Source organism: Pandoraea sputorum (assembly GCF_000814845.2).
Classification (GTDB): domain Bacteria; phylum Pseudomonadota; class Gammaproteobacteria; order Burkholderiales; family Burkholderiaceae; genus Pandoraea; species Pandoraea sputorum.
In genome coordinates, this window is record NZ_CP010431.2 from 5,707,625 (window position 1) to 5,729,578 (window position 21,954).

At 63.1% G+C, this 21,954-nt stretch carries 13 protein-coding genes; 3 read left to right on the forward strand and 10 right to left on the reverse strand.

The window, feature by feature from the left end; translation table 11 throughout:
• Window positions 1–177: 177 nt before the first annotated feature.
• The 3 genes from pbpC to NA29_RS25290 are packed head-to-tail and all read right to left on the reverse strand — an operon-like array spanning window position 178 to window position 9,280.
• The gene (gene pbpC, locus NA29_RS25280) at window positions 178–2,499 is read right to left on the reverse strand and encodes a penicillin-binding protein 1C (protein ID WP_084104121.1); all 2,322 of its coding nucleotides are present in this window, start codon (window positions 2,497–2,499) and stop codon (window positions 178–180) included.
• Between the two features lie 5 nt (window positions 2,500–2,504).
• On the reverse strand, window positions 2,505–3,224 hold the full coding sequence (locus NA29_RS25285) for a lysoplasmalogenase (protein ID WP_039394196.1): 720 nt from the start codon (window positions 3,222–3,224) through the stop codon (window positions 2,505–2,507).
• A gap of 20 nt (window positions 3,225–3,244) precedes the next feature.
• Window positions 3,245–9,280, reverse strand: coding sequence for an Ig-like domain-containing alpha-2-macroglobulin family protein (locus NA29_RS25290; protein ID WP_039394198.1), 6,036 nt, complete (start codon window positions 9,278–9,280; stop codon window positions 3,245–3,247).
• A gap of 232 nt (window positions 9,281–9,512) precedes the next feature.
• On the opposite strand from NA29_RS25290, the gene NA29_RS25295 reads away from it, so the two are divergent.
• Window positions 9,513–10,028 carry an FUSC family protein gene (locus NA29_RS25295; protein WP_039394202.1) on the forward strand — a complete coding sequence of 172 codons (516 nt, stop codon included), beginning with the start codon at window positions 9,513–9,515 and terminating at the stop codon, window positions 10,026–10,028.
• 68 nt (window positions 10,029–10,096) lie between these two features.
• On the opposite strand, the gene NA29_RS25300 is transcribed toward NA29_RS25295, so the two are convergent.
• On the reverse strand, window positions 10,097–10,591 hold the full coding sequence (locus tag NA29_RS25300; protein ID WP_039394205.1) for an Lrp/AsnC family transcriptional regulator: 495 nt from the start codon (window positions 10,589–10,591) through the stop codon (window positions 10,097–10,099).
• A 141-nt stretch (window positions 10,592–10,732) separates the two neighbouring features.
• Here NA29_RS25300 and phhA point away from each other — a divergent pair, with 141 nt between their 5' ends.
• Together phhA and NA29_RS25310 are read left to right on the forward strand one after the other, a co-directional pair.
• Window positions 10,733–11,578 carry a phenylalanine 4-monooxygenase gene (gene phhA, locus NA29_RS25305; protein ID WP_052252398.1) on the forward strand — a complete coding sequence of 282 codons (846 nt, stop codon included), beginning with the start codon at window positions 10,733–10,735 and terminating at the stop codon, window positions 11,576–11,578.
• Window positions 11,579–11,755: 177 nt separating this feature from the next.
• Window positions 11,756–12,061 carry a 4a-hydroxytetrahydrobiopterin dehydratase gene (locus NA29_RS25310; protein WP_039394212.1) on the forward strand — a complete coding sequence of 102 codons (306 nt, stop codon included), beginning with the start codon at window positions 11,756–11,758 and terminating at the stop codon, window positions 12,059–12,061.
• A gap of 21 nt (window positions 12,062–12,082) precedes the next feature.
• On the opposite strand, the gene NA29_RS25315 is transcribed toward NA29_RS25310, so the two are convergent.
• The 6 genes from NA29_RS25315 to NA29_RS25340 form a co-directional block, all read right to left on the reverse strand.
• Window positions 12,083–12,535: an SET domain-containing protein gene (locus NA29_RS25315; RefSeq protein WP_039394215.1), complete on the reverse strand. Its 453-nt coding sequence runs from the start codon at window positions 12,533–12,535 to the stop codon at window positions 12,083–12,085.
• A 174-nt stretch (window positions 12,536–12,709) separates the two neighbouring features.
• Window positions 12,710–13,351, reverse strand: coding sequence for a MarR family winged helix-turn-helix transcriptional regulator (locus NA29_RS25320; RefSeq protein ID WP_039394218.1), 642 nt, complete (start codon window positions 13,349–13,351; stop codon window positions 12,710–12,712).
• 1,404 nt (window positions 13,352–14,755) lie between these two features.
• Entirely contained in the window at window positions 14,756–15,871 is a 1,116-nt protein-coding gene (locus NA29_RS25325; RefSeq protein ID WP_039394223.1) for a YbdK family carboxylate-amine ligase, read from the reverse strand.
• A gap of 3 nt (window positions 15,872–15,874) precedes the next feature.
• Window positions 15,875–17,080 carry a cation:proton antiporter gene (locus NA29_RS25330; protein WP_039394226.1) on the reverse strand — a complete coding sequence of 402 codons (1,206 nt, stop codon included), beginning with the start codon at window positions 17,078–17,080 and terminating at the stop codon, window positions 15,875–15,877.
• A gap of 493 nt (window positions 17,081–17,573) precedes the next feature.
• Window positions 17,574–19,601, reverse strand: a complete 2,028-nt coding sequence (mnmC, locus tag NA29_RS25335) for a bifunctional tRNA (5-methylaminomethyl-2-thiouridine)(34)-methyltransferase MnmC2/FAD-dependent 5-carboxymethylaminomethyl-2-thiouridine(34) oxidoreductase MnmC1 (protein WP_039394231.1) — start codon at window positions 19,599–19,601, stop codon at window positions 17,574–17,576.
• The gene (locus tag NA29_RS25340; protein ID WP_306592147.1) at window positions 19,598–21,373 is read right to left on the reverse strand and encodes a ClcB-like voltage-gated chloride channel protein; all 1,776 of its coding nucleotides are present in this window, start codon (window positions 21,371–21,373) and stop codon (window positions 19,598–19,600) included. Before NA29_RS25340 ends, mnmC begins: the two co-directional genes overlap by 4 nt.
• Window positions 21,374–21,954 lie beyond the last annotated feature (581 nt).

Here is a 21,954-nt window from a genome sequence, read left to right on the forward strand (position 1 = left end):
CGGGCGGCGGAGTTTGCACTCGTCGTCGTCACATTGCGTCACGCTTTGCCAAGTCTGATTTCAGTGTAGCGCGCATCGCGTGAACGCGTCTGCCACATCAAAATTTAATCGTGACATTTCGTATCGTCACGACGCGTCAGACCGTTGCGGCGTCGATGCGTCATCGCGCACATGCGCTCAGCGGCTCGCATTGCGCATGCGTTTGCCGTCGTTGACGGTCGCACCGCGTACCTCGAAGCGCACACTGTCGCGCACAGCACCGGACACGTCGACCAGCTCAAGCGTGTGACGCCCCGGCCACGGCAACCACCCCACGCGCGACGTACCGGATAACGGCTTTCCGTCGAGCCGCCACGCCGCTCCTTTGGGCCACGCTGCGGCCACCTGAAACCACAGTCGCTGGTTGGCGGGCGGGATATCGGGATCAAGCGCGACGATGGTCCCGTCCGTCGGTCCGGCAATGCGCCAGAGCGGGCCGCTCGGGGCCTTCGTCGCGAGTGCGGACAACGCAATCGTGCTCTGCGACGTGCCGGGCAAAAACCACTCCTCGCGCGCGGGTTCGACGTGCTCGGCATACTGCACTGCGACATGCTCTACACCGGGTGGCGGCGCGGGTGGCAGGCTTGCGGTTCGACGATGCAGATAGTCCATCACGCGATGCCAGATCGGGGCGGCGCCGGAGACACCGGAGACGTCCCACATCGGCGCGCCGTCCGCATTGCCGACCCAGACACCCACGGTATAGCGACGCGAATACCCGACGGCCCAGTTATCGCGCATATCCTTGCTGGTGCCTGTCTTCACGGCGGTCCAGTAGCGCGTCGAGAGCGGACTGTCGAGACCGAACGTGCGCGTTCTCGCCTGCCGGTCCGCAATCATGTCGGACACAATGAAGCTCACCTGCGGCGAGAAGACCGGGGTGCCTGCCGCCGGATGCGTGCGGTTGTCGTCCCTAGCGTTCTTACCCGCCGGTTTATCGTCCGTTCGCGCTCGCGCCGTCGAAGCAACACGCTCAGGCATGCGCTGGCGAATGCCGCTCGCCGTACCACCATTCGCCAGCGCGCGATACGCGTTTGTGAGCGAGAGCAACGTCACGTCCGCGCTGCCGAGCGCCAGGCTGAAGCCGTAGTAATCACCGCTTTGCGTGAGCGGCAAACCGAGCGCGACGAGCGTCTGCGCGAACCGGCGCGGCGTGACCATCACAAGCGTGCGCACAGCGGGCACGTTGAGCGACGAGCCGAGCGCGGTGCGCGCACTGACCCATCCCTTGAAGTGACGATCATAGTTCTGGGGGATGTACAGACCGCCGCCTGTGGGTAGATCGATGGGCGAATCGTCGAGGAGCGACGCCGCCGTCAGACGCTGCTCGGCAATCGCCTGCGCGTAGAGAAACGGCTTGAGCGTGGAGCCTGCCTGACGCAACGATGTCGCACCATCCACCTGTGCCGCAGACGACAGCGCACCGGACGAGCCGACCCACGCAAGGATGTCGCCGCTCGCGTTGTCGATCACGACAATTGCGCCATCCTGCACGTTGCGCGCACGTCCCGGGGTGCTCAACTCACGCAGCGTCTGCCCCAGTGTAGTCACTGCCATGCGCTGAAGATTCGCGTCCAGCGTGCTGGTGATGCGTGTGCCCGCTGGCGGACGGCTTTCGTTGAAGACGCGTCGTGCAAAATGCGGCGCGAGATTCACGGCGTCGCGCGTCGTCATCACGCTCGCGGGACGCGAAAACACCAGTTGCGTATAACCTTCCAACCCGCTGCAATCGGTCCCTTGCCCCATGTCCTTCAGAATGCCGCAGGCGCGCTGGGAGACGCGCCCGGCAGGTGCATTAGGGGCACGCAACAATGCGACGGCAATCGCCGCCTCACGCGCGTCGAGACCGATGGGCAGCTTGCCGAACAGCGTTTGCGAGACGGCCGAAATGCCGACGAGTTCGCCGCGAAACGGCACGAGATTGAGATAGGCTTCGAGAATCTGGTCCTTGCGCCAACGCTGCTCCAGCCATAGCGCCGTCGCTGCCTGCCCGATCTTCTGCGTCACCGAGCGGTTGCGCGCACTGGGGCGCAGGTCGTCGTCGAGCAAGCCCGCCAGTTGCATCGTCAGGGTGGAGGCGCCACGCGTGCGCGAATGCCAGAGATTTCCCCACGCGGCCGCGGCAACGCCGCGCCAGTCGACCCCGCTGTGCTCGTAGAAGCGCTTGTCTTCAGAGACGATCAGCGCTTCACGGAATGTAGGCGACACATCGGCCAGCGTCACCCAATCGCCGCGTTGCGCCTGCATGTCGGCGCGCAAACGCTGCAACGGCTCGCCACGACGGTCCAGCAAAATCCAGTCGGATGCACGCCAATCCTGACGCACCTCGTCGAACGACGGCACCGCGTGTGCGACGACCGGTGCCTGAAGCAACCCGAGCGCCAACGCAACGCTCAGCACGACACGACGCCTGACGCCTCCACGATGGCCTCCACGACGCCCATCAGGCACTGCGCACATTGGCTTCATCCTTTCTCATTCGACGGCAACGGTGCCTGCCCGGGCGTGCGGATGGCCATGATGCCCGCCACGAGCAGCAATTGCGCGAGCGCATACAGAATCCAGATCGCGTACTCTTGCGCGGGCACCGACCCAACAAAGCGAGAGGTGCCGATGAGCGCATCCGATACGGTGAAAAGCAGCGCACCGACCGGCGCCCACTCGCCGCGGACGTCGGCCAGCAGCGCCGCCGAGGCCATCATGGCGAGCACGACGACGTAGCACGCGACCGGTGCCTTCAACGCCCCCATGCCAGGCCAGTACAGCGCGTACAGGAGCGCCGCCGCAATCCATACCAGAACAATGGCTACACGGTGCCAGCGCGGCACCTGCGCCCAAGGCCGACGCACACGCCAGAACAGCATGAAGTACGCGAGGTGCGCCACCAAAAACGCCCCCAGTCCGAACACGAAGCCCTGCGCGAGCGCCGGGAGCGCGAGCAGCACATCGCCCGCTCCGGAGAAGATGAGCGCCGCACAGAGCCAGACCCGCTCACGCGGCACCCGGTGATACAGCGCAGCAAACAGCAGCAGCGCACACAGGAACACCTTCGCGATGGCCTGATCCGCATACGGCGCGCCACGCAACGCGACGGCATACGCCGCCCCCGCCACCGCGGCGAGCCACCAGAAGCGGCGTGCCTCGCGCGGCAGCGCCGCCGCTGGCGCAAAGAGGTTCGACGTCATTGCAATCGGTCTCCAATGCGTTATTGCTTGGTCGGCACAACTTGCACCGGCGCGTTCGGCGTCTCGCCATACATCGCCGGCTCGTACATCGCTTCGACGCGCGTGGGCGGTGTGGCGAACTTGCCGACGTTGTTCAGACGCACGGTGTACTCGATGCGATGCTGCCCCTTAGGCAGATAGTCGTAGTACGCGCGATAGGCGTCCTGCGCGCGCTCTTCGAACGCGGGCATCGCGCCTTCGCTCTTCTCGCCTTGCGTCGCAATGACCGAGTCGCGTCCAAGCCCGCCACCCAGTACCGTCGCCCCGCCCGGCAGCGGATCGCTCACCACGACCCAGCGCATGTCGGCCTGCGCATCGATATCGAGTCGTACGCGCAGCACGGCCCCCCGCACGAAGCTTTCGCCGGACTTGTCCGCCGCATCCTGCACCTGAACGCTGCGGGTGACGCGATAACCCGCCGCAAACGGTGCTTTGAGCGGCACCGCCGCGACACTCTGAATCGTCGCCCACGGTTTGCCCGCACCGGTCTGCTCAAGCCGCAACACATCGCGCGCGTTGTCGGTCCCGGCCGCCGCGTTGCTCAGCCACGGCAGCGACACGGTCGGCGGCACGGCGCCTGCCTTGAGCTTGTCCCAGTCGACGCTCTGCACCCCGCCGCTCGTCTGGTTGTCGCGCTGCCACTGGACCGTGGTCTGCCCCGTCGGCGTATCACGCTCGAAGCGTGCGGAGAAGCGGTCCACCGCCAGTCCGCCCCACACGTTGGCGGTCGTTGTCGACCATGCGCCACGCGACTGAAGGCCCAGCAAACCGATCACGAGACGCGGCATGTCGTCCTTCCATGCCGGGTTCGCGTTCATCAGCAACGCCAGCCGCGCCGCGTTGGTCTCCGGACCGACCATGAGCCACCAAAGGCCGTCGGTACCCTGCGTCGAGAAGCCCACCCGCGTGCCCTGATACGACAGGCGCGCCCGCAGAATCTGCTCGGCCTGCGCCATGCGTTCGGCCCGTTGCGGCGCATCGGGCAGACGTTGCAGGATCGCGTACCAGTCGATCACGGCCGACGTCGGCCAGTCGTTCGGGGCAATCGTCAACGCACCGAGCATGCGGGCGTTGGCGCGACCGTAGCGCGAGAGCGCTTCAATCGCACTGAGCTTGCGCAGCGTCAGGTCGTCGCGCGGTGCCCAGAAGCGTCGCGTGAGACGGCCTTCCACGAACGCCGTCAGTCCGTCCTCCATGCGCGCGAGCGCGTCGTCCGGCAGACCGTAAGCGGGATCCAACGCTTTCGCCTCATTGCTCATCGCGAGCAGATAGGCCGTCAGCGTATCGCTGCCCTGATTGGCGAAGCCCTCCTGCGGTGGGAAGTAGCTCGCGAGGCCATCTTCGTCGAGATACGACGGCAATGTGCCCATCACGCGCTTCCACTGCGCAACGTCGCGCAAGCCGAGTGCCTTGGACGCCTGCTGTTCCAGACACGCATACGGATACAGCTCGAACCAGCGCTTCACCCCCGGTAACCCCTGCGACAGACGCGGCTGCAAGTTGACGCGCACGCTCCCCCGCAGCTTGCCCGTGCTGTCCGCCACCGCCCCTGCGGGCGGCGCCATCGGCAACGTGAGACTGCCTTCGACCTGCGTGAGCACCGACTGCTGCACCGTCGCTGGCAGGGACGGCTGGATGTCCTGCCCGACCTTGATGGCGTCGCTCGCGGCCGGCGCACCGCCCGCTGCCGGTGCCTGCGCACTGACCTCCCACAGCACTCGCTGCGCACGCGTGTCAGCCAGCCCCGTTGGCGCGGTGACTTCCCACATCACCTCGCGCGACTCCCCGGCTGGCACGTCGATGCGTTGCGGTGCGAGCGTGAGTTGTGTCGCCCGCGCGGTCAGTTGCACCTGCATGGCGTGCTGCGTCGTATTGCGCACGGTGAACTGCGCACGGTAGTTGTCGCCTTCGCGAACCAGCGGCGGCAATCCCGAGATCAATTGCAGGTCCTGCGTCGAACGGATCGTCGCGGAGCCAGTACCGAACCAGCCAAGCGCCTGCGTGCCGGGCTTGCCATCATCCGCCACTGCCACAATCCGGAAACTCGACAGCGAGTCGTTGAGCGGCACGTCGACCGTCGCCTCGCCCTTGTCGTCGAGCACCACGCGCGGCTGCCACAGCAAAAGCGTGTCGAAGAGTTCGCGCGTTGGACTCTTGCCCCCGCCGCCACCGGCAGGCACCGCCTTGCGCCCGTAGTGACGACGGCCAATGATCTCCATTTGCGCCGTCGCCGTCGTCACGGTGTAGCTGCGACGCTGCCACATGGCATCGAGCAGATTCCAGCTTGTGTTGGGTGCGAGTTCGAGCAGCGCTTCGTCCACTGCGGCGACCGCGACCTCCGACCCTGCTGCGACCGGCTTCCCGTCCGGCTGCGTGACCTTGATGCGAACCTTTGCGTGGCCGCGCACGGGATACGTCGCCGCATCAGGCTTCACTTCCACGGCAAGGCGCTGGCCCGCCGTCCCTACACGCAGTTCGGTCAGACCGAACCGGTATGCGGGCTTGCCCAGATCGACCAGACCGGTCGGGGCCTGATATTCACGCCCCTCGTACCAGAACGCACGGAACCACTCCAGGGGCTGTTTCCATCCCCACTGGAAGAAGGAGTACCAGGGCACTTCGTGAATGCGGCCACGCACCGCGAGCACCGAGACATAGACGTTCGGTCCCCATGTCGGATCGACCTTTAGCGAGATGTTCGGATCCTTGCCCGAGATCTCCACCGTTCGCGTTTCCATCACGCCTTCGCGTTCGATGGCCACCAGCGCCGTTGCCGAACGGAACGGCATGCGCACCTGTAACTTGGCCGTCTCGCCCGGCTCATAAGCGCGACGCTCCGGCAGCACGTCCATCCGGTCGGTGTTATCACCGCCGAACCAGACTTCGCCCCGGCCCGTGACCCACACACCGGTCGTCGACGTGCTCAGGTTGCCCTTGTCGTCCTTCGCCTGCGCGACCAGCGTGATCTCGCCCGGCTGGGAGAGCGATACGTCGCACGACAACTCGCCACGCTCATCCGTCTTGCCGCTGCACACCTTGCCGAGATCCTTGACCTCGGTGCGGTTGTCGTAGGCATAGAAGCCGCCCACCATCCGCTTACGGCTGCTCGTGGTGATACGCGCCTCCGCGCGCACCTCCATCGCTACGCCGGACTTCGGCTTGCCCTGCAAATCCAGCGCCAGCGCCTTGACCGGCAGCTTGTTGGTCACCGACACCCAGCTTTCGCTGCGCACGCCGGTGATCAGATTGGCCGGCCACAAGGTGGCGTTACCGCGAAGCGTCTGAATCTCGCCGTTCGGATCGGCAAAGCTCGCTTCGAGCACGAGATCGCTCGGACGGTCGACCTTCGGCAGATCCTTGAGCGTCAGCGTGCCCGCCCCGTTGCGGTCGAGCACGAGTCGTTGCTTGTCAGCCACCAGCTTCTGGTCGCTCGATCCCGAACTTTCGTCGTTGCCCTGATCGTCATCATCGCCGCCCGATTGGGCAGATGGCGGACGATAGGGCGTGAAGCTGTAGTCGTCGTATCCGTCGAACGTAAGATCGCGCACGCGCATCAATGCCGACACGCGCACCGGCAGGTTACCCGCCGGACCACCCGCGACGTAGTTCACCTGCACATTTACCGGCGCTTCGGTCTTGTTGATCAGCGGCGACTTCGCTGCATCGCGTACGCCAATCGATCCGGCCAGCACCGGCAGGCGGAAGGCTTCCACGCGGAAGTGTCCGGCGTCGAGCGACTGCGGATAGGTCTTCGGCCGCGAATCGTTGTCCGTGTAGTCCAGCGTCACCGCGTATTCGCCCAGCTTCGCGCCCTGCGGAATCTGGAAGCTGTTCTCGGCCAGCCGTCCGTTACGCCATGTGAGGGGCTGCGTGTACGTCTGTCCGGAGCCCTCGTGCGTAATCGTCATCTGCGACGGCAGGCTCGCCGGTAATGCCAGCCCCTGCATCGTCTCCTGACGGATGAAGTGCTTCATCGACACCGTCTCGCCCACACGGAACAGCATGCGATCGAACACCGTCTGCGCGCGCACGGTCGGGCTGTTGCCGCCGTCGGTCGGCACGTGAAAGCGCCACGGTTCGATGCCGCGATCCCAATCGGACGACACAAACGCCATATCGGGATCGTTGCCCTGCGTGCGGGCCACTACGAAGTATCCCGAGCGGCTCGTCTTCTGGCAGTACTTGTAACGTTCGAGCGCCTTGTCGATCTTCGCGACGCCCGTCTTGTCGGTGACGGCCGTCGCGACTTCGCTGCCGTCACAGTCGAGCACGCGTACCTTGGCATTGGCGACCGGCTGCCCCTTGTCGAGCGTTGTCACCCATGCGACAGCATTCTCGCGGCCCATCTTGAAGTGCACGCCCAGATTGGTCACCAGCACCGTGGTACGCACGTACATCGGCAACGACTTGCCCAACAGCGCCGCCCCGAGCGAGGGGGACGCCAGTTCCACGACGTAGAAACCGGGCTTTTGAAACGGAATACCGACCACTTCGAACGGCCGGGGATCCTTCTCCTTCGGCACGGGCAAGGTCAGAGCCTGAACGCCTTGCAGCCCCGAGAGCAGGGACAGACTACGCGTGTCGTAATACGTGACTTTCCCTTCGACGATGGTCGCCGAGTTGGGTCCAAACGACTCCTTCGCCGCCGGCGCCGTCAGGATCGACGGCATGTCCAGCCCGATCTGCTTGCGCGTCATTATCGTTTCGTCGAAGCGACGCACGCGCGACATCCAGTTCAGCACTTCGGCGTCATCGTCCACGCGCAGTTGCAACGTCCGCCCCGCACCACCCGCATCACCTACTTTCGCCGCTTCGCCCGCAACGCCCAGACCGTTGATTTGCAGCGCAGGCTCGACCTTGCGCAACGTCACCGGCAACATGGGCGGCATGCCGGGCTCCGCGAACCGCTCGACGATGCCGAAAGGTGCCGCAGCAAACTTCGCCAGCGGCGGCATCGTTGCCGTCTTCGTCTTCAACGGAAATTCGCTGGCGTTGTCGAGCGCGCGACCGCTGTCGTCCGTGAAGCCCTTCGGCAGAGTGATCGTCAGTTCGGCCTTCTCCGGGAACGGCGCATCGAAGGTGACGTCCGTCACGCTCGACGAACGATCCGAATCGCTGGCCTTCGGCGACCGATCGGCCCCTGCCCCCTGCACGCGAATCTTCGCGGCCATGTCTCGCGCTACGGGTGAATTAAACGTCAGACGCAGGGGACGCAACGGTGTGCACGGCGCGTTGGCATTCTCACGCTCGCAACTAAAGCTCGCCGTGAACGGCTCACGCACGTCGTATTCGAAACGCCGCGCCTGTTTGGTCGGCACCCCGGACGGCGTGGCAATCCCCGCCCCCCAGACCAGATGCATCTTCGCGCCAGCGGCAAGCGTGCGATTGCATTGCAGCATGACGACACGCGCCGACTGCTTGTCGAGATTGAAACGCTTGAGCAACGCCGCACGCGTGTCACCCTCGATCCACTTCACGCCGATGCGCTCGCCCACGCCTTCGGTTTCACACCAGGCGTTCTGACGCACGCTGGCAGGCGTTGCCGCCCCATTGAGCGTGAGAATGAAAATCTGGTTTTCGTCGATAGGACCGTACGACGGACGGATGGACGAGACGGCCGGACCGCCCGTATTGAATGCGTACTTCGTGGTGCCGGAGAGCGCGGTGCCTGAGACGGCGGACAGGCCGCTGCGCATCTCGACGGAACACTTCGCGCCCGGCGGCAAATCGCTCTTGAAGTCGAAGACCCAGATCTTGGGTTCGAGCCAGTGGCCGTCGCCGGTCAGCGACGTATCCGTACACCGCACGGCAGCGGGCGCCGTCGCCCGGGGATCTCCTGCGGGCACCATCGCTTCGTCGAACTTGACGACGACCTGGTTCACACTGGCGACCTCGCCCTGCGGGCTGACGCTTACGACGCGAGCGGCCTGTGCCGGCGACGCCATGATCATTCCAAGACTCAGCGCCGCCCACGCCAACGGCGCGGTCGGCCAGACGCGTTGCGTTCGGCTATGCATGCCGGACTCCTCCCGGGTTCTGGTGAGGCGATTCTAACCCGCAGTCTTTGGCATATCGAACCGTTTCCCAACAGAACCTGGACGGAAAACGATATTTGGGATCGGATCCCTGACCGGGTCGGAATCGTCCGGACGGTCGCTCGGAATTCGCTTCGAAACTCTTGCGAATGGGCAAACAAGAAGACGGCCTATGTCACACTGGCGCTTCCCGCATTCGTCACCCGCGCCGCCCATGTCTGTTGCCTTTCTGCACCCAAAGAAGAACGCGCTGGTCTATCTCGTCAAGATTCTTAGCGGGTCGCTGATCGTCTGGTTCGGCCTGCGCGCCGCAGGCTTTCCCGAACCGTACTGGGCGATGATCTCGCTCATCATCGTGACCGAGCCCGATCCGTTGCAGGCCCGCAGCAACTTCAAGGCGCGCTCGATCAACACGATCACCGGGGCGGTCGTGGCATGTATCGTGCTGCTGATGATGGGGCCGGGTCTGGCGGCGATGCTGGTGGGTATTACGATTGCGACGCTCGCTGCGATGCTGGTGCAGAACTATCCGGCGAACTGGCGACTGGGACCGGCCACGGTCGTGATTCTGATGTCGGCGGCGCTCAGCGGACAGGGGCAAGGGCTGCACGAAGAGCTCAGCCTCGCCATGCTGCGCGTGATCGAAGTGTTGATCGGCTCCACCGTCGCGCTTATCCAGTCATTGATCTACGGACGCTACGTGAAGCCGTGGCTAATGCCTGAGGATTGAACCCCGTCCCGGGGCAACGCGGCGTCCGGTGCCACGCAGCGCCACCATCGTGCCGACATCGGCAGCGATCAGCGTGACGCCGGTCGGTTGTTCGACAGATAGCTCAACGGCAACGCGTTGCTGCGCTTGAAAGCGCTTAGCACGATGTTCGAGCGCACATTCTCTACGCCCGGCACCTGCATCAGCCGCTTCATCACGAACGCCGACAAGGCATTCAGATCCGGCACCACGATCCTCAGCAGGTAATCGGCCTCGCCCACCACGGCGTGGCACTCGAGCACTTCGGGCAGCAAATCGATCTCTGCCTGAAACCGTTCGATGACCTGATCGCCGTGATGTTGCAGGCGCAGGGTCGTGAACGCCGTCACCGCCAGGCCTAACGCCTCGGGGCGCAACACCACGCGATACCCCTCGATCACACCTGCGGCTTCGAGCCGTTGCAGGCGTCGACCGATCTGCGACGCCGACAACGCCACGTGCTCCGCCAACTGGTGATGGGTGGCCCGGCCTTCCTTCTGCAAGGCGTCCAAAAGGGCCAAATCGAAGCTATCCAGATCAAGCATGACGATTCTCCGCAATAAATCACATTTTTATGCGAAATTTATGCAAACGACTTTCACCACAGGCGCATTATGCGCCCATTTCGCATGCCATGCGCAATACACTTTCAATCATTGTCACCGCTTAATTGAGTCGTTCGCATCATGTCCCTTACTGCCATGCTCCAGGAGCAATTCGACGCAGGTCTCACGACCCGCTCCGACTTCACCATCGATCAACCCGTCGAGCAATACGGCGCGGTCGATCACGCGGTGTGGCAGCAGTTGTACGAACGTCAAACTGCGATGCTGCCCGGCCGTGTCTGTGACGCCTTCATGGAAGGCATTCGTGCTCTCGACATGGACGCACGACGCGTGCCGGAGTTCGAACGTCTGAACGAAAAACTGATGGCAGCTACCGGCTGGCAGGTCGTGGCGGTGCCCGGACTAGTGCCGGACGAAGTCTTCTTCGACCACCTAGCCAATCGCCGTTTCCCGGCGACCTGGTGGATGCGCCGTCCGGACCAGCTCGACTACCTTCAGGAACCTGATTGCTTTCACGACGTGTTCGGTCACGTGCCGCTGCTTGCCAATCCAGTGTTCGCCGACTTCATGCAGGCCTATGGGAAAGCGGGCACGGTTGCACAATCGCTCGGCGCGCTGCCGCTACTGGCACGTCTGTACTGGTACACGGTTGAATTCGGTTTGATGCGTGACGGCGACGGACTGCGCATCTACGGCGCGGGCATCGTGTCGAGCCGTGGTGAAACGGAGTTCTCGCTGACCTCGCGTGAGCCAAATCGCATCGGCTTTTCGCTCGAACGCGTACTGCGCACGCAATACCGCATCGATACGTTTCAACAGACGTACTTCGTCATCGACGACTTCGCCCAGCTGTTCGACGCTATGCGCGCCGACCTCCCGACGCTGTTCAAGGCGTTCGCCGAACAGCCGTCGTTCGAAGCCAACGCGCGCCGCCCGGAAGACACGCAGATTCTGATGCCGGCATGATGGCACGACCCGGGGCGACCCGGGCGCTTTCGTCCAAAGCCCCCTTCAAGCACGACCAGACTCAAGCGCTATCAGACAGCGCTTACACACGTGCGTCGCCCGCCTGTGAAACAATAGGCCGAATGAACCGGCGAACCGGCCGTTCATGGTTGCAAGAAACGTTTTGAAAGGAATGCCATGACAACACGACTCTCATCCGAGGCACGCGCCAGCCTGGCCGAAGTGCTGCCCGAGTGGCACCAGGTGGTCGGACGCGACGCCATCCAGCGCAGCTTCACGTTTCACGACTTCAACGAAGCCTTCGGCTTCATGACGCAAGTCGCGCTCAAGGCGGAAAAGATGGACCATCACCCGGAGTGGTTCAACGTCTACAACCGTGTGGACATCACCCTCTCGACGCACGACGCCGATGGTCTGACGCAACGCGACGTCGACCTGGCGCTGGCCATCGACCAGTTCGCAGGCGACCGCGCGTCGCGCTAACCTTCCCCCTTCTTCACGCGCTCAGCGCTTCGGCGCGAGCAGCGTGCCGCGACAGGCCTTGCTGCCACAGTGGCAAGCGTATTCGCGTTTGAGTTTCTTGGTATAGCGGGCGTCGATCACAAGACCGTAATCGTAGAAGAGCTCTTCGCCCGCTTCGATATCGCGCATCGCATAAATATAGACGTGCTCGCCTTCCTCGCGCGCTTCGCAGTTCGGCGAGCACGCGTGGTTGATCCAGCGAGCATTGTTCCCATCGACCTTGCCGTCGATGCAGCGACCGTCTTCCAGGCTGAAGTAGAACGTATGGGTCGGATGATCCGGATCGTGCGGATGGCGACGCAACGCCTCGCGCCACGAAATGATCTCGCCCTTGTACTCGATCACGCGATCCCCTTTCTTGAGACGCTTGACCGCATACACTCCCTTACCGTGGACGCCCGACTTCCTGACTTCGATTCTGCGCTTGGCTGCCATCTCTATGCGATGAGGTTTCGTGGATGCAAAAAAGCGCAGTGTACAGGCACGCGACGGTCATGTGCGTGACAACGTCCGACGAAAAAAAACGTCACCCGGTCGCGGATGACGTTCTCCCCCTTGATTCGCCCTGCTCCGGCATCTCACCCGAGCGCAGCGAATACCGGCCGGCGTTCAGCTCTTGCTGTAAAGCTTCCAGACCTTGTTGCGCGTCGCCAGGTCGGCTTCCTGGTGCGCATTGCAGTCGATCGCAAGACGCGAATCGTCGTACGTCGTATTGAAATAGTTGCAGTGGTACATGCCCTTGCCGCGCGGCGCGGCTTCGAAGTGCTCGCATGTCAGGCACATGCGTTGCTGCGGCATGTCCCCGCGGCTCTCCATCGTGGACATGAGCTTGACGAGCATGCGGTACAGCTGTGCCCGGTCCTTCTCGCTCAGCACGTCGGCAGCCGTCGTCACGAAGCTCGCCCATTGCGAAGCCCGTTTGGCGGACGTGCGGCCCTTGGCCGTCAGGCGCAAAGCCAGCGCGCGACCGTCGTTGGCATCGCGACGCTTCTCGACCAGACCTTTGCTCTCAAGCGTACTCACGGCCTCGCTGACCGTGGCCGATGTGAGCGCGGCATCCTCCGCAATTTCGCCCAGTCGCATCGGCACGCCGCGCATGAGCAGGAGCGTGAGAATCTCACCCTGCGTCGGCGTCAATCCAGACAGTGCCGCGCCTTCCCAGGCGTGGCTCCGTAACGCAGTTCCCATGCGCAGCAAGCTTGCCGTGACGCGCTTGGAAAGCGGTTCATCAAGTGGGGTCGGGGTAGCCATGATTTTCGTTAGGATTTCTAAAAACTATACGTCGATAAAACAGCTTGTCAAATGAACTCACGGGCGGTGCATCACACGTCTCTGCCTATTGCTTCGTATATTTTGGCGCCCCGCCCGGGGGAAACCCTAAGCCACTTCCGTGTCGATACTCGACGGCGAGTCGCTGTTGAACCCGCCGCCCCACCACGATTCCATTGTGTGTTCTGAGTTTAATTTTGGCGTATCAGTTCTTGTACTGATCTCCCAAATCCTACTCGCGATGTTTACAAAATATTGGTGTCCTGCGCACTTCTGTAGCGAAGTGTCGTATCGAAAAAAACGTTTCGCATCCCATGCGAATTACATCGCTCGCTGAATTGATGTAACGCGCGGCGGCGTGTCGAAGCACGTCGTACCCCAGACCAATTCTCACCTCGCTCGCAAAGCCTCGCCGGACGTGGCTCGTAGACCGTAACGACCCGCGGCGCATGCGCAACGTCCCTGTTACGTCCCCCTCCAAAATCACTAGATATTCGAGACGACGCTGGCTTGCCCGGGTCATTGCGCGCGCGCACAGACTCCCCTGCGTTTAGGACAGAACGCAAATGATTTGAAACACAACCGTCGGTCGTCAGTGGCCGAGGGTCGTGCTGCGCGAAAAAAAGGGGAAAGAACTGATCGGCGTGTCGGCAAGCGAGCGCTGCGGAACACGCGAATTGAGAAATTTGGCCAAAAGGAGGCTGTCGCTCGTTACGGCCAGCAAAACCAACATCATTCACTTCTTACACCACGTACGGCAGGTCCGGGATTCGGCGTGGCGAGATTGTAGCCGCGAACCGCCCGGTCAATGCGAGAACGTCAAAATTATCCACAAAACCGTGTTTTCGGGGGTACTTTGCACAATATTTAAGCGCCTGTGGATAACTTTATGGATAAGTTATCGGACTAGTTGTGCATGGGTTCGGGATAAGTCGCGAATCTTTCCACAGGGGTCGAAAACTGTTCAGAGTTGTTCTCTGGATACCCGCTGTTTGTCCATCCAGTTCTCATTCCGGCAACTTCCTGTTTACTCAACGTTTACTGTGGTTATCCACAGAAGTTGGCTGCCTTTGTTAACTACTACTATGTATACATACAGTAAACCTATTAAAACCTTAAAACCTTGCTGTGAGCCGAGCGAAAACGGCAAAAAAGCCTGTTGGCCCGAACAGTGGAAAACGTGCAGCGCGCAGCGCCTGCGATACGTGATTCGACGGATTTCTATCCTGCGGAGCGTCATGGCACGGAGATTTGCCTTTGACCAAGGCATGAAGCTGTCGCTGAGTCCCTGGCGCAAAACCGTCGGGCAAGAAAAACCCCGCCAAGGCGGGGTTTCGTCAAACCAGTCGTCAGACAACCGACAGAGCTTGCAACAAGTGTTTCAGTTCACGCGGCCCAGCGAAGACACTGCTGACGAACCATCTCGTTGAGCGATTTGGCGTCCGCATGGATCTCGCGCAGCCAGACAGCGTCGTTCTTTCCTGACGACACGAGCTGACGGATATCCTCGCAGGCCGCTTCGGCTTCCAGGACCGCCGCATGCGGTTTGATGAGTTCCAGGGTCTTCGCGATGTGGTCGCCCAGCATCGAGCGTTCACCCGTCTGCGGATCCACGTAAGCACCTTCCAGACCGAAACGGCAAGCCTCGAAGCGATTGAACGTGTAGACCAGGTAATCGTCCTCGCTCAGGTCGAACGGACGTTCATTGAGCAAATAATGGGCCAGGGACTGGATATAACAGGCAATAGCAGCCGCCCGATCCACCGACAAGGGGGTATCCATCACCCGGACCTCGATCGTCCCAAAACCCGGTTTAGGACGAATGTCCCAGTAGAAGTCCTTCATGCTCTCGACCACGCCCGTCTTCACCATCTTGTCGAAGTAGGTCTCAAAGTCGGACCACTTCAGGACAAACGGCGCACGGCCCGACAGTGGGAACGCGAAAACCGAGTTCAGACGGGCCGAATGGAAACCGGTGTCCACCCCCTGCACATAGGGCGACGAGGCCGACAGCGCGATGAAATGGGGGATGTAACGCGACATTGCGTGCAGGAGGTACAACGCGCTGTCCGGATCCGGGCAACCAATGTGGACATGCTGACCGAACACCGTGAACTGCTTGGCCAGATAACCGTAAAGTTCGGAAAGGAAGTGAAAGCGCGGCGAATCGTAGATCGTGCGCTCGCTCCAGCGCTGGAAGGCATGCGTGCCGCCACCGCACAGACCGACGTTGAGCTGCTCGCTGGCAGCCACCAGCACGTCGCGCACACGACGCAACTGGGTGACGGCATCGCTGTGGTGATGGCAGATGTCCGTCGACAACTCGATCATGCTTTCCGTCATCTCAGGCTTGATCTCGCCCGGATGCGTCTCCTTGGCGACGAGCCGCATCACATCGGACGCAGCCTTGGTCAGATCGTAATCGTGACGATTGACGATCTGCATCTCCAGCTCCACCCCGAAGGTGCAAGGCTTCGAGGGAATGAATTCTTCTAATGACATGGCTTAATCCTTCCGTTCACCGACAAGGGCCAATGCCCAATAGACCACCAGCGGGCCAGCCAGTTGCAGCAACGCGATGGTGCACATCACCACGGCCTTGAGCATCGGATCGAACTGCGGGTAGATGTCGTACGTGTCGGCGACGAGTACGAACGCGAGACTGGCCATCGGGCACAACGACATCCCGAGCGCGACGGCCTGCTTGTAACTGATACCGGCCTGATGGGCGGCCGCCACGGTGCCCACGACCTTGGCGATACCGCGCACGACGATGATCGCCAGCGCCGCCACCCCGCCCAGCACGACGTATTCCCACTGGAACGCCAGCGACGTGAGGACGAACAGCACCACGGCAAGCAACCAGCCGGCCGTGCCGAAGTACGCCGGCCAGAGCTGCGGACGTTCATCCAGATTTCGGAAAATGATCCCGGCGAGCAGCAGCGTGAGCGAGTTCGGCAGCTTGAGCATGTGCACCAGCGCCACCATCAGCATGATCAGGCCGATCAGCATCACGAAAGCGTGGTGGTCCTGGCTGCCGAACTTGCGAAAGACCAGATTGCAAGCCTTGGCCAGCACGAACGCCAGCACGATCGACCCGATCAGCAGATACAGCGGATGGAATAGCACCACCCAGAAGCTGGAGTGGTAGGCCTGGTGCATCCAGCCGTAGACGAGCTTGACCGCCACGACTGCGTAGACGCTGTTCAGGGCGGCAAGCGCCAGCAGACGCTCCGTGACCTGCCCCTCGGCTCGCAACTCGTTCTTGAGCTGGATAACCACCGCTGGCGAGGTGGCCATGCTGATGGACGCGATCAGTACCGCCGTGAGTGGTGAAACGCTGAACACGCGCAACACCACGTAGACCGCGATGAAGGTCAGCAAAGCTTCGAGCGCACTGGTGACGATGATCCACGGATTGGCTCGCATCCATTTCAGGTTCAGGCGGCTACCCAGTTCGAACAGCAGCAGGCCCAGCGCCAGGTCGATCAGCAGGCGGATGGCCGCGCTGGTCTGCGCGTCCAGCATTGAGGAAAGACCCAGGGTGCCACCGACCAGCCCGACCACGGCGTAACCGGTGATGCGCGGCAGGCGCAATCTCCGGAAACAGATTTCCCCCGCGAGACCGGCAAATACCAATGCCAGCCCTGCGAAGAAAACGGGATCGGGCGCCGGCGGCCAGCCCGGAAAAAGGGACAGTTCCGACGTCATTAATGCTCGCTTTGCGCCGCTTGACGGCGCATCAAGTGGTGAAAAGGAAAGAAAGTCGCGCGCGGGGTTGCAGATGAAAGGACAAATGCGCGACGGACCCGAAGGGTTGGGGTCATTTTGCCACAGACGGTTTCTGAGGCTTTCAAACGGTCGTCTTGACGGCCACTGCCCCGCCGCACGGGCGTGTCCGGGCACTTCATCGTCGACGGCCGGATTTCTGCCGGGCCTTCAGGGAGACAGACCGAACTTCGGGCGCCTGAGATCGGCGCTGAGGCAGGGAAGTACGGGGGCAAGCGCCGATGGCGCGCCGCCCCCGCATGGGGCGGACGTTGAACCCCTATAGGGTCAGATCCGATTTATTGAGCGCTTCGTTCTTTCAGAGAACCGGCCCATGAGAGCGCGGATTCGTGAGCGTCGAAGGGCGCGAATAACGGTTAGCGCCGGGTTTTGCCTGACGATTCGGGCGTCCCGTCGCCCGCCGTCGTTACTCCCGTCACGCTTTGCGCAGGGCGTGCATCAGATAGCGCGCCGGATCGATGGCGTCTGCCAGATCGCCGCCGATGGGCCACGGCTCGCCCTCGATCTGGCTGGCGACCAGCTCCGCGCACAACGACGCGAACACCAGCCCTCGCGACCCGAAAGCGAAGCTCGCGTACAGGCCGTCGAGACGTGGCAGATCCCGCAGATGCCCGCCAGTCAGACGGCGCCGCATCGGCTCGATGGCGCGCAGGTCGGGCAACTGCCCCGCCATCGGAAGACGGTCGGGGACCATCGCACGAAACGCCGTGCGCCCGCCCAGCTCGGCGGCGGCGCTTTCACTGGCGAGGCCCGCGTCCCCGAACAACTCGGCATGGGCGGGAAGCAGCGCAGCGAGGCGTCGCAGGTTCGCCTGATGGTCGGCCAGACGCACTTCCTCGGCCGGATCGTCGAAACCGTAGGTTGCACCCGTGATGGGGCCTGCACCGCCCAGGGGGGACGGCGCGACATAGCCGTCTCCACAGACCGGCACGCGCAGGCCGGGCAAGACATCGGGCGGAAGGAAGGTCAGTTGCCCGCGCACCCGCCGTACCGGGAGGAAATCGGGCGCGAGAAAAGGCGAGAGCAGCTTTTGGGAGACGTCGGCCGCCGTCACGATGACGACATCCGCTTCGGCCAGCACACGACCCGCGTCGTCAAGCGCCGTCCAGCGGCCATCATCGCGACGCTCAAGCCGTTCGACGCTCACACCGTAACGCGCATCCATCGACGGCCCTGCCGCGACCAGCTCGGCGCGGCAGAGCATCGAGGGGGCCAACCATCCGCCCTCCGGATACCAGACGCCGCCGTACGCGAGCGTCTCCCCGGCGAGCGCCGATGCCTGCTCGACGTCTACCCACTTCGCATACGACTCCGGATACGCGTGCGCATCCATGAGTTGCTGTAAGGCTTGCGCCTCCGTGGCGGACGTGGCGACCTGAAGCAAACCATCGGCGTGTCCGGGCAGTCCGCCGGGCAGCGTGCGCCATTGGGAGAGCGCGTAGAGAAATCCGGCGCGCGTGAGTCGCGAGAGCACGTTGTCGTCGGCCGACAATTGCGGATGGAAGACGCCGGCCGGGTTGCCCGAGGCGGCGGTGCCCGGGGCCTGTGCCCGCTCAAAGAGCCGCACTCGCCATCCGCGCGCGACGAGCCGTCGCGCCATCGCGGCACCCGCCATGCCAGCGCCGACGACGAAGGCTTCCCTTGCGCGCGGCGCAGGTGCGGGCGGCGGATCGTAGCGCCGCATGCGGTAGGGCGGCGCGTACGGCCCGGCGAGCATCGAGCGCTTCGGTTCGTCGCCGTTGCCGTCACTGTCACCGCCACGCGGCACGACCTGAAACCCGGTGGCCACGAGGTCGCGTCTGACCTGCGCCTCAGCGGTGTACGCCGCCAGTGTTGCGCCATCGCGCGCGAGACGCCCGAGCGCCTTGAAGACCTCAAGTGTCCAGATATCGGGGTTCTTCGCCGGGGAGAACCCGTCGAGATAAAACGCATCGGCCCCGACGCGCACCGTCGGTAGCAGATCGGCGACGTCGCCAAAGCCAACGCTCAGCACGACCCCCGGGGCCAGTTCCAATCGGTGCCAACCCGCCACGGGGGCGGGCCACACCTCGCACAGCCTCTGCACCAACGGCGCGAGTTCGGCCATACCCGGCTGCACGAGCATGGGTTCGAGCATGCGGCGTAGATCCACCGGCCGGAACGGAAACTTCTCGATCGAGACGAAGTGCAGCCGCGCGGGGCGTTGGGGGTCTTCGCGCCACTCGGCCCACGTCGCCAGAAAGTTAAGGCCCAGACCGAAGCCCGTCTCGAGGACGACGAACTGATCGCGGCCGCGCCAGCGCCCGGGCAGGCCGTTGCCTTCCAGAAACGCGTGGCGCGCCTGACCCAACGCGTCGTGCGCGCTGTGATAGACGTCCCCAAACGCTTCCGAGTACGGCGTGCCGTCTTCGGTCGTCGACGCCTGTGCGGGAACGAGTGGGCCAGTGCCCGGGCGGTGGCTCATTCCTCGCCCCGCTCTTCGGTCACGATTTCAATCAACCCGGGCAGCGAGACCACGCCCAGCCACTTCCCTTCGACGCCCGTCACCGGCACCCAGTCGGCGTGCATCTTGCCGACCGAACGAAGCGCACTGACCAGCGCCATGTCGCCGTCGAGCGCCTTGCACGGCGTGACGGTTTCCGTCCAGAGTTCCGGTTTGCCGGTGGCCTGTCGACGCCACCAGCTTGCGGCGTCGAGCGTGCCGATCAGGTGACCGTCTTCCGCACGTACCACGAGGTTGCGGTAGCCGGTCTCGACGAAGCGCTCGCCGATGGCGTCCGAGCTGTCGGCGGCGCTCACCACGGCGTCGTTATCCACTGCCAGCGACGACAACCGCATTTCGCTGCCCTCGCCCGTCATCGAGAGCCAGCGGCCCGCGACCAGATTGCGCCGCAGCGACTTGGCATACACAGAGTCGGCGCGCAGCGTGTGCGCCGTCAGATAGGCCGTGACGCACGCGAGCATGAGCGGCAAAACGACCTGATAGCTCAGCGTCATCTCGAAGATCATCAGAATCGACATGAGCGGCGCGTACGTCGTGGCCGCCAGAAATGCCCCCATGCCGACCACGGCGTAGCTGCTCGCGACAGATGCGGTTGACGGCGCCAGGGCGTTCATCGCCAGCCCGTAGAGGCTGCCGAGCGCGGCACCCACGAAGAGCGTGGGCGTGAAGACCCCGCCGACCGCGCCCGAACCGGCGGACGAAGCCGTCGCCAGCACCTTGAACACCAGCACCATCGCGAGCGCTTGCCACGCCCAGTGCGTGTGCAGGATCGAGTTCACGACGCTGTAGCCGTTCCCCCAGACCTGCGGCACCTGCAACGACAGCACGCCCACGATCAGGCCGCCCGTCGCGAGACGCAGGAACAGCGGGACGGGCAAGGCGCTGAAGCGCTGCTTCGCGGTGTCGAGCAAGCGCAGGAACAGCGGCGCAAGCACCCCGGCCAGCACGCCGAGACCGACGTAGAAAAAGACTTCCCAGCCGGAGACGAAGTCGAAGCGCGGCATTTGATAGACCGCGTCGTAACCGAGGAACTGGCGGATCACGATGTTGGCGATGACCGACGCCACGACCAGCGGCCCGAGCGTGGCCGTCGAGATCGAGCCGTAGACGATTTCCGAGATGAACAATGCGCCCGCGATGGGGGCGTTGTAAGCGGACGTGATACCGGCTGTCGCCCCGCACGCAACCAGCAGGCGAAGCCGCTCTGGCGGGAACGCGAGAATGCGACCGACGAGCGACGCGAACATTGCGGCGAGCTGCACCATCGGCCCTTCCCGGCCAATCGATGCACCCGACGCCACCGAACACAGCGACGACAGGCTTTTGACGAGTGTCTGGCGCAGACTCAGGACACCCGTGCCGATGGCGATGGCCTCCATGTAGTCGTCGGAGCCCTTCTTGGGCACCCAGAGCGAGGCGTATTGGAGAATGAGCCCGGCGATCAGGCCGCCAGCGGTGGGCAGCAGCAGGCGCTGCCACCAGTTGAAGTTCAGCGCCAGCTCGACCATGCCGCTGTGATGACCGGCGAGGAGAAATTGCAGGCCGGAGAGCGCTTCACGAAACGCCACGGTCGCCAACGCCCCCAGCAGCCCGACGATGCCAGCGAGCAGCAGCGTAATTTGCAGGGTGTTCGGTGCGAACTGACGCCGCACCCACACAACGACGGGCGATTTGGCCCAGGCGGACACTGCTGACACGGATAGAAGACCGATGTTGTCGTAGTTGGGCCTCATGGTATCGATCGACGCCTTTTTTTGAAAGCGCACGGCCCGGCGGGTGATTTTTGCCGCAGAAACTGAGGATTGCTCAGGTAACGTAGTTTTCGGACGGAAGTTTGTCGAAGGAGCGGTACAGCGAGGCTACCTGGGGTGAACCGGGCGCAATCCGGATGGACTGAATCCGAAGCGGATTTTTTCGAATCGAATTCCGACGCTTCGTTTTGTTCGACACGATTTAGGCGCGAGTGATTTGCCATCCCCCGCCGTCGGCATGGATTTGACGTCGATGGATTCCGTGGACGTCGATTTTCCGACGTGCGTTTTACCGGGGAAATAAAAAACTGAGGATTGCTCAGATAAGGCATTTTTCCATGCCTCGGTTGCCCAGAATCTGGGGAATCCGCAGCGCGCCGCTACGACCGTCGATTTACCCCTTCTCAGCGTTTTCGGTTCGATGAACTCAGTCAGCGGCTGCGCCGATCAGGCATTTCCGAATCGTTTTCAGATAAAGGTAATTTTCGAGGCCCGAACGCGATTCGGAGAGCAATTTCTGGACGTTTTCCAAAGTTGTTCCACGGCTAGACGCCGGGCAGACG

Bases quoted from the DNA above. Each gene is read 5' to 3' on its own strand.
- mnmC (WP_039394231.1), bottom strand. From the start codon at position 19,601: ATGAGCCACCGCCCGGGCACTGGCCCACTCGTTCCCGCACAGGCGTCG.
- NA29_RS25295 (WP_039394202.1), top strand. From the start codon at position 9,513: ATGTCTGTTGCCTTTCTGCACCCAAAGAAGAACGCGCTGGTCTATCTC.
- NA29_RS25285 (WP_039394196.1), bottom strand. From the start codon at position 3,224: ATGACGTCGAACCTCTTTGCGCCAGCGGCGGCGCTGCCGCGCGAGGCA.
- NA29_RS25320 (WP_039394218.1), bottom strand. From the start codon at position 13,351: ATGGCTACCCCGACCCCACTTGATGAACCGCTTTCCAAGCGCGTCACG.
- pbpC (WP_084104121.1), bottom strand. From the start codon at position 2,499: ATGTGCGCAGTGCCTGATGGGCGTCGTGGAGGCCATCGTGGAGGCGTC.
- phhA (WP_052252398.1), top strand. From the start codon at position 10,733: ATGTCCCTTACTGCCATGCTCCAGGAGCAATTCGACGCAGGTCTCACG.
- NA29_RS25290 (WP_039394198.1), bottom strand. From the start codon at position 9,280: ATGCATAGCCGAACGCAACGCGTCTGGCCGACCGCGCCGTTGGCGTGG.
- NA29_RS25325 (WP_039394223.1), bottom strand. From the start codon at position 15,871: ATGTCATTAGAAGAATTCATTCCCTCGAAGCCTTGCACCTTCGGGGTG.
- NA29_RS25300 (WP_039394205.1), bottom strand. From the start codon at position 10,591: ATGCTTGATCTGGATAGCTTCGATTTGGCCCTTTTGGACGCCTTGCAG.
- NA29_RS25330 (WP_039394226.1), bottom strand. From the start codon at position 17,080: ATGACGTCGGAACTGTCCCTTTTTCCGGGCTGGCCGCCGGCGCCCGAT.
- NA29_RS25340 (WP_306592147.1), bottom strand. From the start codon at position 21,373: ATGAGGCCCAACTACGACAACATCGGTCTTCTATCCGTGTCAGCAGTG.
- NA29_RS25315 (WP_039394215.1), bottom strand. From the start codon at position 12,535: ATGGCAGCCAAGCGCAGAATCGAAGTCAGGAAGTCGGGCGTCCACGGT.
- NA29_RS25310 (WP_039394212.1), top strand. From the start codon at position 11,756: ATGACAACACGACTCTCATCCGAGGCACGCGCCAGCCTGGCCGAAGTG.